Source organism: Desulfoluna sp. CLI2B (assembly GCF_056847375.1).
Map to the genome: position 1 here is coordinate 4,754,174 of NZ_CP186557.1, position 13,249 is coordinate 4,767,422.

Annotated in this window: 11 protein-coding genes; 7 read left to right on the forward strand and 4 right to left on the reverse strand. The window is 60.2% G+C overall.

Translation table 11 applies throughout. From position 1 onward, the window contains the following. Positions 1–140 precede the first annotated feature (140 nt). A complete protein-coding gene (locus ACOYW2_RS22215) occupies positions 141–1,115 on the reverse strand; it encodes an NAD(P)H-dependent flavin oxidoreductase (protein WP_482768018.1) in 975 nt (324 codons plus the stop codon). 525 nt (positions 1,116–1,640) lie between these two features. Between ACOYW2_RS22215 and ACOYW2_RS22220 the strand changes: the two genes are divergently transcribed. From ACOYW2_RS22220 to ACOYW2_RS22235, 4 genes are all read left to right on the forward strand, one after another. Beyond that, positions 1,641–2,228, forward strand: coding sequence for an MlaC/ttg2D family ABC transporter substrate-binding protein (locus tag ACOYW2_RS22220; protein WP_482418132.1), 588 nt, complete (start codon positions 1,641–1,643; stop codon positions 2,226–2,228). Positions 2,229–2,323: 95 nt separating this feature from the next. Then, positions 2,324–2,626, forward strand: coding sequence for a hypothetical protein (locus ACOYW2_RS22225; RefSeq protein WP_482768019.1), 303 nt, complete (start codon positions 2,324–2,326; stop codon positions 2,624–2,626). A gap of 5 nt (positions 2,627–2,631) precedes the next feature. Next, positions 2,632–4,836 (forward strand): efflux RND transporter permease subunit, encoded by a 2,205-nt coding sequence (locus ACOYW2_RS22230; RefSeq protein ID WP_482768020.1) that lies wholly within the window; start codon positions 2,632–2,634, stop codon positions 4,834–4,836. A 599-nt stretch (positions 4,837–5,435) separates the two neighbouring features. After that, positions 5,436–6,890, forward strand: a complete 1,455-nt coding sequence (locus ACOYW2_RS22235; RefSeq protein ID WP_482768021.1) for a TAXI family TRAP transporter solute-binding subunit — start codon at positions 5,436–5,438, stop codon at positions 6,888–6,890. Between the two features lie 8 nt (positions 6,891–6,898). Here ACOYW2_RS22235 and ACOYW2_RS22240 read toward each other — a convergent pair whose 3' ends face one another. Continuing rightward, a complete protein-coding gene (locus ACOYW2_RS22240; RefSeq protein ID WP_482768022.1) occupies positions 6,899–7,114 on the reverse strand; it encodes a hypothetical protein in 216 nt (71 codons plus the stop codon). Between the two features lie 29 nt (positions 7,115–7,143). Between ACOYW2_RS22240 and ACOYW2_RS22245 the strand changes: the two genes are divergently transcribed. From ACOYW2_RS22245 to cls, 3 genes are all read left to right on the forward strand, one after another. Continuing rightward, the gene (locus ACOYW2_RS22245; protein WP_482768023.1) at positions 7,144–7,611 is read left to right on the forward strand and encodes a DUF2491 family protein; all 468 of its coding nucleotides are present in this window, start codon (positions 7,144–7,146) and stop codon (positions 7,609–7,611) included. A gap of 132 nt (positions 7,612–7,743) precedes the next feature. Next, complete coding sequence (locus ACOYW2_RS22250; protein WP_482418136.1) at positions 7,744–8,505, forward strand: hypothetical protein; 762 nt, start codon at positions 7,744–7,746, stop codon at positions 8,503–8,505. Positions 8,506–8,725: 220 nt separating this feature from the next. Further along, positions 8,726–10,243 carry a cardiolipin synthase gene (gene cls, locus ACOYW2_RS22255; protein WP_482418137.1) on the forward strand — a complete coding sequence of 506 codons (1,518 nt, stop codon included), beginning with the start codon at positions 8,726–8,728 and terminating at the stop codon, positions 10,241–10,243. 16 nt (positions 10,244–10,259) lie between these two features. Here the strand turns inward: cls and ACOYW2_RS22260 are convergent, their stop codons facing one another. Both ACOYW2_RS22260 and ACOYW2_RS22265 read right to left on the reverse strand, forming a co-directional pair. Beyond that, on the reverse strand, positions 10,260–11,753 hold the full coding sequence (locus tag ACOYW2_RS22260) for a sigma-54 interaction domain-containing protein (protein WP_482768024.1): 1,494 nt from the start codon (positions 11,751–11,753) through the stop codon (positions 10,260–10,262). Continuing rightward, positions 11,702–12,988 carry a hypothetical protein gene (locus tag ACOYW2_RS22265; protein WP_482768025.1) on the reverse strand — a complete coding sequence of 429 codons (1,287 nt, stop codon included), beginning with the start codon at positions 12,986–12,988 and terminating at the stop codon, positions 11,702–11,704. Before ACOYW2_RS22265 ends, ACOYW2_RS22260 begins: the two co-directional genes overlap by 52 nt. Positions 12,989–13,249: the final 261 nt, after the last annotated feature.

Below are 13,249 nucleotides of genomic sequence, written 5' to 3' on the forward strand. Positions count from 1 at the left end.
GTTTCTCATGGTGAACATATCGAAACTATTTCGGCGGGGCCTGTCAATGATGCCTTAAGACCTGTCTGTCAAATTTTTTAACCATTGGGTCCCAGGCAGGGTCGCCGGGGGCTTTTTTGACCGAAGCGGGTCCCCCTTGTCTACCCCAGAAGCCCGGCAAGACGCTCCCGGATCAGGACTTCAGCCTCGTCAACGATACGCTGGACAAGCTCGGCCACCGTGGGGATATCGTGGATCAATCCGGTCACCATCCCGGCTGTCCAGACCCCGGCGTCCAGGTCTCCGGTTTCATACACCGCAGCCCCGCGCTTGCCGCTCACCAGGGGAGCCAGCTCTTCGATGGTGACGTCTCCCCGTTTCTCAAGGGCCATCACCTCCTCGGCAATCCTGTTTCTGTAAATGCGGGCGGTGTTGCTGAACGAACGCAAAATCAGGGCGGTTTGGCGCTCATCGGCATCCACCAGGGCCTTCTTCACATTGTCGTGGATCGCGGCCTCCCGGGTGGCCAGGAAGCGGGTGCCCATGTTCACGGCATCCGCCCCCAGGGAAAGGGCGGCGGCCAGGCCACGCCCGTCCCCGAACCCACCCGATGCGATGATGGGGATGGAGACGGCATCGGCGGCCAGGGGCAACAGCACCAGGGCCGGGATGTCGTCCTCCCCGGGGTGACCGGCACACTCGAACCCGTCCACGCTCACCGCCGCGCACCCGAGCTTTTCGGCTTTCAGGGCGTGGCGCACCGATGTGCACTTGTGGGGTGCCACCTTGATGCCGGCCTTTTTAAACAGGGGCATAAAAGGCTCAGGGCTGCGCCCGGCGGTCTCCACAATGGTGATGCCTTCTGCCACCATCACCTCCACATAGGCCTCGTAGGAGACGGGCTTCAGGGTGGGCAGCAGGGTGAGGTTCACCCCGAAGGGTTTGGATGTGAGGGCCCTCACCGCAGCGATCTCGCCTGCCAGGCCCTCGGGGGTCGAATGGGTCAGGGCGGTGATGATCCCCAGCCCCCCGGCCTCGGACACGGCGGCCGCCAGCCCCGCGCGTCCCACCCACTGCATTCCGCCCTCGATGACGGGGTGCTCAATACCCAACAGATCCGTTACCCGTGTCTTCATAAAGGCCTCCTGTTCATCCTTGGAATTAAATACGACGATGACATCAACCAGCCCCATTGCCCTGGGATGGTCAGCGTTGAAAATAAGGCGCCTCCGGCTTTCAAAAACAGGCCGGGTCCATCATCAATCCTTCGTTTCTTTTCAACTGTGTACATAGTAAGATCACATATTCCCATGTCAATCATACAGCAAAGGTGATCCCGGGCACAGACATGCCCACCGCCTTGTGATAAGGTTTCCCGGCACCGAAAAAGGCATGTTCCTGCCTTCCCGGGCATACACCCCGTCGAGCCGCTCCGTGCAGGTTGCAGGACTCGCACAGGCGGTGGGAAACCGCCGGTGTCAAGGCAATAGGCCTCCCGGTCTCCTTGACACCACGGGGAGCGTCAACTAATCTATGGAATGCGACTGTTTAACACCACCTGCCGGGCCAGGCCCCGGCAGATAACGACGATGCGCCTCCCCCCCTGCCCCAAGAGAGGGCTCGGCACCAAGCAAGGCACTGCGCGACGTCACGGAGGACCCATGATCAAAAAAACAGTGATGACCACCCTTGTCCTTTTCCTGCTTCTGGTGCAGACGGCCGGTGCCGTGGGAACGGACACTGTGGAAGCCCTGCTGAAGGGGAAACTCGATTTTATCTTCTTTACCCTGAAGAGAAACGATATCCAGCTTGAAGAGAAAAAAGCCCTCATCGTGGAGAACGTCTCCCCCATCTTCGATTTTTCCCTCATGGGCAAACTCACCCTGGGCAAGAAAAACTGGTCCGGCCTCACCAAGGAGCAACGGAAAACCTTTATCCACACCTTCACCGAGGTGATGAAGAGCTCCTACTCGGACAAGCTCTCCCTGTACACCGATGAAGAGATCGTCATCCTTCCCGTAAAAAATGCCAACAGCAAAAAAGTGGTCATCCCCACGGAGCTCATCTCCAAGGAGAACCGCTACGCCATGAACTACAAGTTCTACAAATCAAAAAAAGGATGGAAGATCTACGACATCGAGCTCCAGGGGGTCAGCATCGTCAAGACCTACCAGAGCCAGTTCAACCAGGTCCTCAACGAAGAAGGCTTTGACGAGCTCATTACCAAGCTCAACCACATCAAGGTCTGAGCCCCAGACACGCGCCGTCGGATGCCCGGTTCCTTCGGCGCGCCTTTGCCCGACGCTGCCTTCCCCCACAGACACCCTGAAAAGGCCCGATCCCCATGGAGCGATTCAACCACCTCATCGAACGTATATACCGCAACACCATCTTGAAGTACCCCATCCTCACCCTGGTGCTGCTTGCTGCCCTCACCCTCTTTTTCGCTTATGAGATGAAGGACTTCCGGCTCGACGCCTCGGCCGAGACCCTGGTCCTGGACAACGACGAAGACCTCAACTACTTTCGCCATAAGCCTTCGGACAGCAGGACTACCTCATCATCGCTTACAAGCCCAAAGGGGATCTCTTCTCCGAGGGGGTTTACGAGGACCTTAACGCCCTCAAGGCCGAGCTCTCCGAGGTGAGCCTGGTGGAGTCGGTCCTCACCATCCTGGATGTGCCCCTGCTGGAGAGCCCGCCCCTGCCCGTCAAGGAGCTGGCCGCCAACATACGAACCCTGACCTCCCCGGAGACCGACCAGGCCATGGCCCGGGAGGAGATCCTCCAAAGCCCCGTCTACAGGGACCTTCTTGTCAGCCCCGACGGCACCATCACCTCGGTGATCATCAACCTCACGTACGACCACACCTACATGGACCTTCTGGGCAAACGTGATGCCCTGAAAAACATCGCCCGGGAACGCGACCTCACCCGGGAGGAGAAAGCGGCGCTGAAGCAGGCCGAAACCACCTTCTGGCAGTACAGGGAAGAGGCGCGGAGCCTCCGGCATGACGACATCGCCGCCATCCGAGCCATCATGGACGCCCACCGGGACAAGGCCGACCTCTTCCTCGGCGGGGTCTCCATGATCGCCGACGACCTCATCACCTTCATCAAAAATGACATCCGCCTCTTCGGCGGGGGCATGGCCCTCTTTCTCGTGGTGACCCTGGGCCTCATCTTCGGCCAGGTCCGGTGGGTGATCCTGCCCATGCTCTGCTGCTTTGTCTCGGTGATCCACATGTCGGGCATCCTGGGCTTCATGGGGTGGGAGGTGACCGTCATCTCATCGAACTTCATCTCCCTGCAGCTCATCATCACCATGGCCATCGCCATTCACCTCATCGTGCGCCACAGAGAGCTCCACAAAGCCAACCCCCAGTGGAGCCAGATGGACCTTACGGCCCGGGCCGCGGCCCTCATGGCCACCCCCTGCCTTTTTGCCACCCTCACCACCATCGCAGGGTTCGGCTCGCTTATCTCCAGCGACATCCTGCCCGTCATCACCTTCGGCTGGATGATGAGCGCAGGGATCGTGGTCTCACTGTGCGTCACCTTTATCCTGTTGCCCGCCCTGCTGGTGCTGCTTCCCAAGGGACGCCCCCCAAAGCGGCTCACCCTGAGATTCCCGTTGCCCGAGATCCTCGGCGGCTTCACCGAAAGACACGGCCGGAGCATCCTCACAGCCTCATTTCTGGCCCTCCTCTTCTGCCTCACCGGCATGATGCGCCTGGAGGTGGAAAACAGCTTCATCGACTACTTCAAAAAATCCACGGAGATTTACCAGGGCATGAAGCTCATCGACGACCACCTGGGCGGCACCACCCCCCTGGACGTGGTCATCACCTTTGACGAACCCGAGCAGGCCGCGGACGAGGCCACCGAATTGCCGGAAGACGACGAGGCTAACGGGGACTTTGCCGACTTTGAAGAGTTTGAAGAAATCGAAACCGGCGACAAGTACTGGTTTACCCAGGACAAGGTGGCCCTGGTGGACAAGGTCCACACCTACCTCGATGCCCTGCCCGAGACCGGGAAGATCCTTTCCCTGGCCTCCCTCACCCGCATCGCGGAAAAATTAAACGACGGCAAGCCCCTGGACAACTTTGCCCTGGCCCTTCTCTACAGCGAAATTCCCGATCAGTACCGGGAACTCCTCTTGAAGCCCTACGTCTCGGTGGAGCACAACGAAGCCCACCTCTCAATCCGCATCAAGGACTCGGCGCCGGACCTGCGCCGGGACGAGTTCCTGAAACAGGTCAACGCAGGGCTCATCAACGAGGTGGGGCTGGCCCCGGACAAGGTGAAGCTCAACGGCATGCTGGTGCTCTACAACAACATGCTCCAGAGCCTCTTCTCCTCCCAGATCCTTACCCTGGGCATCGTGCTGGCGGCCCTGGCCGGGATGTTCCTCCTTCTGTTCCGCTCTCCGGTCATCGCCCTCATCGCCCTTCTCCCCAATATTCTGTCCATCGGCGTGGTGCTGGGGCTCATGGGCTGGCTGGGCATCCCCCTGGACATGATGACCATCACCATTGCGGCCATCAGCGTGGGCATCGCCGTGGACGACACCATCCACTACATCCACCGGTTCAAAGCGGAGCTGGAAAAAGACAGGGACTACATGGCCACCATGCACCGCTGCCACGGATCCATCGGCCACGCCATGTACTTTACCTCCATCACCATCATCTCGGGGTTCTCCATCCTGGTCCTCTCCAACTTCATCCCGAGCATCCTCTTCGGCCTGCTCACGGGCCTGGCCATGGCCATCGCCCTGGTCTCAGCCCTGACCCTTTTGCCCAGGCTGATCCTCATCCTCCAGCCCTTCGGAAAGGAAGCATCCGCCCCTTGAGGAAAAGAGGCACACACCTTATCTTCCGGCAACGGGGCCATGGACCCGTTGTCGGAATATCTCTCCCCGTCGTTCCAACATCCCAACACCACGGCAAAGGAGACCAAAAGCAACTTACTCGAAGCAACTGCGAGTAGAAAAAGATCTCCCTTCAAACATTGACAACACGTCAAACCCTGCATAGATTTACTCGTTCAGTGATGCTTCCCCTTGCAAGGTTTTCCTTCTTCGGGCCCGACACGCTGAGTTCAATGACATAACACCGAACCCAAGGGCCACCATGACGCTTCGAATGACACCACGATTCCTCTCCCGCTTCACCCTCTTCCTGCTTACCCTGCTGGTGGTCTCGTTTTCCGTAAGCGATGCCGACGCCAGGCGATCCAGTCGCTCCAGCCGGTCAAGCCGCTCCAGCTATTCCAGCCACTCCTCCTCCTCTTCTTTCTCGAAGAGTTCCAGCTACATAATGGTCCAGCCCCAGCAAAAAGGTATGGGGCCAACGGGACGGCGGCGGCATATATGGAAAGCAGAAAACCAAACAAACGACCCAGAAGTCGTCCGGCTACACCAAACCGGGAAGCACCCAGCCGAAGCAGTCGGTGGCGGCCCCCAAAAAAAGTTCGGCAAGCGGTTACAGCAAGCCCGGGGCAACGCCCCCGAAAAAGAAGTTCACCAGCACCTCTTCCTTTGACAAAAAGACCGCCACGGCCCTGAAGAAAAAAAAGGCCGCAGCGTCTTATTCTGCCTACAAGAAGGAAACGGGCAAGTTCAAACAGAAGAGTGAGGCCGTCAAGGCCTCCTCCTATGCATCAAACCCCATCTACCGAAAGACAAAAACATACAGCGACTTTGACTATCGCACCCATTACCAGCGCCGAAACAGCTACTACCGCGGGCGGGGCTGGACGCCTCCGCGCTACGCCTACCGGAGCCGGTCCCACTTCGGCATGTGGGACGCCATGGTCTGGTGGATGGTCCTGGACAACCTGGGAAGCCGGAACAGCTACGCCATGGCCTACCACCACGCCGACGACCCCGGCTACCGCCAGTGGCGCCAGGAGGCCGATCGCATGGCCCAAGACGACGCTCAATTGCGGGCCAAGCTCAACGAACTCGACGCCAGGGTGGCCACCCTGGACGGCACCCCCAGGCAATCCGGCTACCTGCCCGAGGGCATGCCCCCGGAAGTGGCCCTCTCCGCCGAAGCCCTTGCCAGTAAGAGCGTGGACAGGCCCACCCTCACCCTGGCCACCGCATCACCAGGCGGCAACTACACGGCCTTCGGAACCATGCTGAAGGAGTCGGCCCCGTCCGTTGACGTGAACCTGCGGACCACCGCAGGCTCCATGGAAAACCTGCGCCTTCTGGTTGCCAAGGAAGTGGACGCCGCCATCGTCCAGTCCGATGCCTTTGAGGTGTTCCAGCGCAGCTTTCCCAAAATGCCCCTTGCCGCCTCCGAGCAGGTGGCCCTCTACCCGGAGGTGGTGCAGATGATCGCCAATCGGAAGTCGGGAATCCAGACCGTTCAGGACATCGAGCCCGACGGAGAGCACATCCTCTACATCGGCCCACGGGGCTCGGGCACGGCCATGACCTGGGAAGGCCTCTGCCTGCAGGACAAAGGGTACCGAAAGATCCGGACCCAGAACGCCAGCTACGACGAGGCCCTGCAGCAGGTCATCAACAACCCCAGGGCCGTCATGATGTTTGTCTCCGGCCTTAACTCGGACCTTCTGGCCAGGGCCGAAGCCGTGGCCAAAGAGACCAAAAAAATCCGCCTCGTCCAGGTGGACGACTGGGACTTCAACGACGCCCGGGACCGCAACTGGAACCGCATCTACGAGTTTGTCACCATCCCGTCCAAAACCTACCCGGGACTCCAGAAAGGATTTATCCTGGGCAGTGACGTCGAGAGCATCGCCGTTTCCGCCGTTCTCGTGGTCCGCACGGACTGGGCCCGGCAATACGGCCCCGAAGCCATGGACGCCCTCTCCTTTGCCATCATGGAGAGCAAGCCCGAAATCCAGAGGCGAACCAACGGGTTGGACCGCTAAATTACGTTTCAGGGTTTGTTTCGGGAGTATTTAACCTGTTCAAGGCCGTCACCGGAATGGACACCGCAAAGGAGACGTTCACCAAGGGGAAAAAGGAACCCGTGGACACCCAGTTGCCCCTCCAGATCCATCTGGGCAGCAGCCTGGCGCTGGACACCACTCCGTTTCTCATCCACGGCGAAGCCATCACCCAGCCCCGACCCGGGGCCGAGTACCATGATCATCGCTGGGCGCCATCGACCTGGACGAGTATATGGCCCATCGGTTCTACCTGGAGTCGACCGATGACCCCGAAGCCAAATCCATGCTCCAGGTGGTGGAAGGCGACGGCATCGAAGAGTGCCGCCTCTTTGCCTGCCTGGACGAGGTGTACCCCGAATCCGAAGAGGAATGGGCCTTCTGGATCGGGGACGAAGACGGCTACATCGGGCTCCCCGCCTTTGAAGACAAAGAGGGCAACCTCTACGACCGGGCCTGGGGAGACGGCGAGGGCCGCATGGAGCCCAACGAATTCAGCGAAACCCTCTTCCTCGACCGCTTCGGAGACAAGACCGTCTCCCTTGACCACGCTGCCATGCTCTACGGCCGCTGGATCGACGAGGAAAGCGAGATGGCCGAGTACATTCTGGTCTCCAGGGAAGAGAACACCGACGGAAGTGCCCTCGTCCGGATCTCCACCGGCATCGATGTGATCCCCGAGTCCATCTCCGTCAAATACTAAGCCGGTGGACAATCCCCTGGTTCACGAAGACTCAACCCCCTCGGGCCTCGGGGTGTGGCATTCGCTGACGGAGGCTGTTTTATAATTTGATTATCGCATCCCGCAACCATGACAGATAAGGAGTAACATTCCATGGGTTTTTTCAGTTTTGTGACATCATTCGGCAAAAAAAAGAGCGAAAACGTAGGGCAGAGCATTGTCCAGATCCTGGCCTCCTGGGACCCCGAAACCGCCTCCAAGGCAGAGCTTGAGCAGATGGAAAAACGGCTCAACAAGCTGGTCCAGGAAGTGGGAGAGGCCCGCCAGGTATACAAGAAAGAGCAAGCCGAAGCAGACGCCATCAAGGGCCTTTACGACCAGCGCCTCAAGGCAGCTGAGATCCTTCAGACACGCCTTGCAGAGGAACCGGGAAACGCCGACGCTGAAAAGGCCCTCACCGAGCTGGTACAGCTCCTCGAAGAGATGCAGCCTGAGATGGAAGTGGAAGAGCAGGAAGCCGTGGAAGCCAAGGCCTTCATGGAAGAGCTCGAAGAGGTGGCGTCCCTTTCCGCCGAAAAGCTGAAAACCGCCAAGAAGAGCCTTGAAAAAGCGGTTCAGGACATGAAACGGGCCAAGGTCCGGGAAGAGCGGGCCAAAGATTCAGCGGAACGCGCCGCCAAACTCGCCGGGCTGCGCGAGGAGTCCGACCAGCTGGGCAGTGCCCTCTCCGCCATGCGCAAAAACGCCGATGAGGCCAACGCCAAAGCCGAGGCCGCCCGCATGAAGGCCAAACTCCTGGCCCCCGGCAAGGCCGAAAAAGAGAACGACCTCATCGCCTCGGCCATGAAAGAGGCGGGCGGTTCCGCCCCGGCCACCAGCTCCATCGCCGACCGCCTGGCCGCGTTGAAAAAATAACACGCCAGGGCAGACGTGATGCCCCTTGCTTCGTTCCCAGGCCCTGCCTGGGAACGATTCACAAAGCCCCGCCTCCCTTCCCTCCATCCACGGAGCCCCACACAAAGCCCCTTTACTTCAGGCATCAATCAAAGATATTCTTTGGTGAATGTTTTCAGGCCACTGTTCACTCACCCGGTCTTTCTTCTTCACACCCGACAGCCCACCAGGGAGCTGCCCCATGGACAATCACCCCACGCCGCCTGAAAAGGCTGCACCCCAGGCTGACGCCACAGCACCCGTCAAAAAAAAGTCCCGTTTAAAACGATGGCTGGTTCGCCTCTCCGCCTTTCTCACCATTTCGGCCGTCGCCCACGGCATCGGGGCCTGGACCTCGGTCCACGCCATCATGGAGACCCGCACCGCCCAGGGGGCCGTTGCCTGGGCCGTCTCCCTCAACACCTTTCCCTACCTGGCCGTTCCCCTCTACTGGGTCTTCGGCCGCAGTGAGTTCCAGGGCTACACCACGGCCCGCCACCGGGTGGACGAAGAGCTGCTGGCCCTGGAGCCGGAGGTGGAAGCCGCAGGGGACAGCTTTCTCGTAACGCCCAAAGATCCCCGGGGGAGCCACCGGGTCCTCACCCGCATGACCGAGCTGCCCATGACCACAGGCAACGACGTGGAGCTGCTCATCGACGGGGACCAGACCTTTGAGAGCATCTTTGCGGGCATGGATGCGGCCAAAGAGTACATCCTCGTCCAGTTTTTCATCGTCAAAAACGACGGGCTGGGCCAGCGCCTCAGGGACAAGATGATCGAAAGGGCCCGGGCAGGCATTGATGTCTATTTCCTTTACGACGAAATCGGCTGCCACGCCCTGCCCCGGAGCTACTTAAACGCTCTGCGCGAAGCAGGGGTCGAGGTTTCGGCCTTCGGCACCACCCAGGGCCGGGGCAACCGCTTCCAGCTCAACTTCCGCAACCACCGCAAAATCGTGGTAACCGACGGCACCACGGCCTGGGTCGGAGGCCACAACGTGGGAGACCAGTACCTGGGCCTCTCCCCCAAATTCGGTCACTGGCGGGACACCCACGTGCGCATCGTGGGCCCATCCGTCCTTGCCGTGCAGCTCGCCTTCCTCGAGGACTGGTACTGGGCCACCCGCAGCTTTGTGGAGCTTGACTGGCTGGCCGCCCTCACGCGGCAGGGGGACAAAGTGGTCCACATCATCCCCTCCTCCCCGGCGGATCCCCAGGAGACCACCGGTCTCATGTTCCTGGAAGCCATCACCACAGCCAGGGAACGGATCTGGATCGCCAGCCCCTACTTTGTCCCGGACGAGGGGATCATCGCCGCCCTGAAGCTTGCCGATTTAAGGGGCGTGGAGGTAAAGATCCTCATCCCCGACGACCCGGATCACAAGCTCGTCTACCTCACGGCCTTTACCTTCCTGCGGGACCTCGAGGGCACGGACATCAAGATCTTTCGGTATCAGAAAGGGTTCCTCCACCAGAAGGTGATGCTCGTGGACCGCGAAGCCGCGGTGGTGGGCACGGCCAACCTCGACAACCGCTCCTTCCGGCTCAACTTCGAGATCTCCGCCCTGGTGGTGGATGCCCCCTTTGCCGCCGAAGTGGAGGCCATGCTCAAAGAGGATTTTGCCCACTCCCGCCTCATGACCCCCAACGAGCTGGATAACAAACCCTTTTGGTTCCGGTTTGCAGCCCGTGCTGCCCGGCTTACGGCGCCGGTGCAGTAACATCCCGCACAGGGTCTCAAGCGTCCCCGTCCCCCCATCGTTTCCTGGTCAGGCCGAACCGCTTGAGCTGGGCGTAAAGGGTGGAGCGCTTGACCCCCAGAACCTCCTCGGCCCGTGCGATGTTGCCCTCGGACAGGGTCATCACGTGCCGGAGGTACCGCCGCTGAAGCTCCTTGAGGGTGGGCAGGTCGTCGTAGAGGGTCGGGCCGCCTTCGCCCCGGGCCGGGTCTGCCTGGCCCCCGGAGGACTCGGCGGACTGCAGCATGAACTCCAGTGTTTCGCCGTTTGAAAGGATGGCGGCCCGCTCCACCACCCCTTTGAGCTCCCGGATGTTGCCGGGCCAGGGGTAACTCTCCAGCCCCTTGATCTGACCCGGAGTCAACTCGGGCAAAGCTTTGTTGTAGCGCTTGGCAAAGTGATCGAGGAAGATCCTGGCCATGTAGGAGATGTCTTTTCCCCGCTGCCGAAGCGGGGGCAGGGTCAGGGGCACCACAAAGAGCCGGTAGAAAAGGTCCTCGCGAAAGCGCCCCTTTTTCACCTCCTGGGTCAAATCCCTGTTGGTGGCCGCCACCAGCCGGAACTTGGAATGGATGGCCCGGGTCCCTCCGACGCGGGTGAACTTCCTGTCCTGCAACACCCGAAGGAGCTTGACCTGAAGAGACAAAGGGATCTCCCCCACCTCGTCGATGAACAGGGTCCCCCCGTTGGCCATCTCAAAAAAGCCCGTCTTCTGCTTCACCGCCCCGGTAAAGGCCCCCTTTTCATGGCCGAAGAGCTCACTTTCAAAGAGCGATTCCGCCATGCTGGCCGGGTGCACCGGAATAAAAGCCCCCTCCCTTCCGCTGGCCTCGTGGATATACCTGGCAAAAAGCTCTTTGCCGACCCCGGTCTCCCCTAAAATCAGAACCGTCGCATCGGTGACCGCGGCCTGGTTTGCCTGCTGCAGAATCGACTGCATCAACTCCCCGTAGTACACAGGCGCTGAAGAGCCCTGGTACTGGGGCCGGATGCGCTTGGCCTCCCGCGCCTCATGGAAGCCCAGGGCCGAACGGACCTCGGCAGAGAGGACCAGCGCCAGCTCATCGTTGACGGCATCAAGGGTCTGCCTGAAGACGTCACGGGTGTGTTTGCTCTCGGCGTAGAGAAGCAGGGACCGGCCGTCCTCCACCTGCAAGGGAATGCAGACAGAAGCCACCGCCTCGGTTTCGATGCGGCGGATCTTGCCCAGCCTCAGCGCCTCGTCAAAGCGAGGGATCACCGGGTCAGGTCGGTGGTCGACCCGGGCCCGGGGTAAGTTGCACCCCGTCACGTACCCCACCTCTCCCTTCTCACCAAGACGCAAAAGAACCACGCGCTCGGCAGCGAACTCCCGCTGAACCAGGCAGACAAGATCCTGAAAGTAATCGACCGTGTCCCCCCGGGACGGCATGTCTTTCAGCGCTCCCGCACACTGCCGCATCAGGTTGGCCGGCTTGGGCATCTCCAGAGGGGTCTCTTTTTTGATCGACACCTCTCTGGGACAGCAGCCTCCCGCTGCTTCTCTGCTCGGTTCAACGCCTCCAGCATCGCCTCGGTGGGGGCCTGGTACAAAAGGCAGCCTGCTTCATGGAAGGTCTTTGCGCTCAACCGGAGGTGCCGCGCCACCGATGAGCGGGGAGCCCCCGCGTCAAAGGCGAACAACCCCCGGGCCCGAAGGGCGATGCCGGTCAGGACCTTGTTCTCCCCCTCCAGTGCCCGGTCCAGCTCATGCTCCAGATCAACCCCCGGAAAAGCCGGATACCCCCTGCGACGGAACTCCACGCAAATCTCCAGGGTGTTTGCAGGGCCGAATACCGGCTTTGGGATCCCGTATCGCCGAACCGTCTCAAAGCAGGAGCCCATGCACTCGTATGCCTTGGAAATCTCGCCGCGGCTGAAGCAATAACAGGCCTTGACCTGAAGCAACCCGGCGTATACCGCGGTGTGCTGTGCCGGCGTCACGATCTCCTCGACCCGCCGGAGGTGGGCCTCGATCTCCTGTTCCTTGCCCTTAACAGGCATGAGCACCGCGCAATACTGAAGCCGCCACCACACCTCGGCCACCTCCAGGCCCAGGAGCCTCGCTCTCTGGTAGCCTGAATCCGCGATGCCCAACGCCAGGGGAAAATTGCCCATGAGATGCGCTGCCCCGCAGGAGGCCAGGGGAAAGATCTCGCTGAGGAACCGGCAATTCCATAAGGGGGGATGAAAGGCGGCCATGTTGTGATGGTGGAGGAGTTTCCGCATGTCCCCACGGAAAAAATAGAGGGGGCAGAGAAAAATGGACGAGCGCAGCCGGATATCCCTGTCCCCTAAGATATGAATGGTGTCGATGCACTCGGCAAGGGAAGAGCCCGCCCCGGAAAAGGGCTCTCCCACAAGGCAGTGCAGCATGCCCTGGGCAAGGGTCAGGATGGATTTCAGTCGCAGATCCCCGCGTTCAATCACAAGCTCCATGGCCACGCGGCACAGGGACAGGGCCTGCCTCAGCCCTTTGCTGAGGTAGATGCAGACGTCCTGAACCGCCAGGACAAGCTCGATATAGGCCAGCTGCTCCGCCTCTCCTTTACTGCGGACCTCGTAGGCATGGAGCAGCCCCATCACGGTGTCGAGCCGCTCCAGGGTCCTCGGGGTCACCTCGATGCCGACCTGCGTGACGATCTCGTTGATCAGCCCCTCACACTCCCCCAACACATCCGTGGCAGCAACCATGCCCAGGTCCTCCATCGCCCCTCCTGATTGTCCAATAAATTGTAAACTGATTTATACTTTTTTAGACAACGTACAGTTTTATTGATTCACCCTACACAAAGGAACTTCTCCATGTAAACATCCTTTTTTCATCCCCGCCAACGTTCCCTCACAACAACCATTCGTGTTTTCAAAACAAACCTCTCCAGGCACGCCCCCAGCCACCATAAAAAACGCCGTTTTCCACAATTCGGCACGCACTTTGCTCTTAACCCCGTCATCCCACAAAACAGGTTT

Coding starts and splice junctions, on each gene's coding strand:
- ACOYW2_RS22215 (WP_482768018.1), bottom strand. CDS start 1,115: ATGAAGACACGGGTAACGGATCTGTTGGGTATTGAGCACCCCGTCATC.
- ACOYW2_RS22220 (WP_482418132.1), top strand. CDS start 1,641: ATGATCAAAAAAACAGTGATGACCACCCTTGTCCTTTTCCTGCTTCTG.
- ACOYW2_RS22225 (WP_482768019.1), top strand. CDS start 2,324: ATGGAGCGATTCAACCACCTCATCGAACGTATATACCGCAACACCATC.
- ACOYW2_RS22240 (WP_482768022.1), bottom strand. CDS start 7,114: ATGATCATGGTACTCGGCCCCGGGTCGGGGCTGGGTGATGGCTTCGCC.
- ACOYW2_RS22245 (WP_482768023.1), top strand. CDS start 7,144: ATGGCCCATCGGTTCTACCTGGAGTCGACCGATGACCCCGAAGCCAAA.
- ACOYW2_RS22250 (WP_482418136.1), top strand. CDS start 7,744: ATGGGTTTTTTCAGTTTTGTGACATCATTCGGCAAAAAAAAGAGCGAA.
- cls (WP_482418137.1), top strand. CDS start 8,726: ATGGACAATCACCCCACGCCGCCTGAAAAGGCTGCACCCCAGGCTGAC.
- ACOYW2_RS22265 (WP_482768025.1), bottom strand. CDS start 12,988: ATGGAGGACCTGGGCATGGTTGCTGCCACGGATGTGTTGGGGGAGTGT.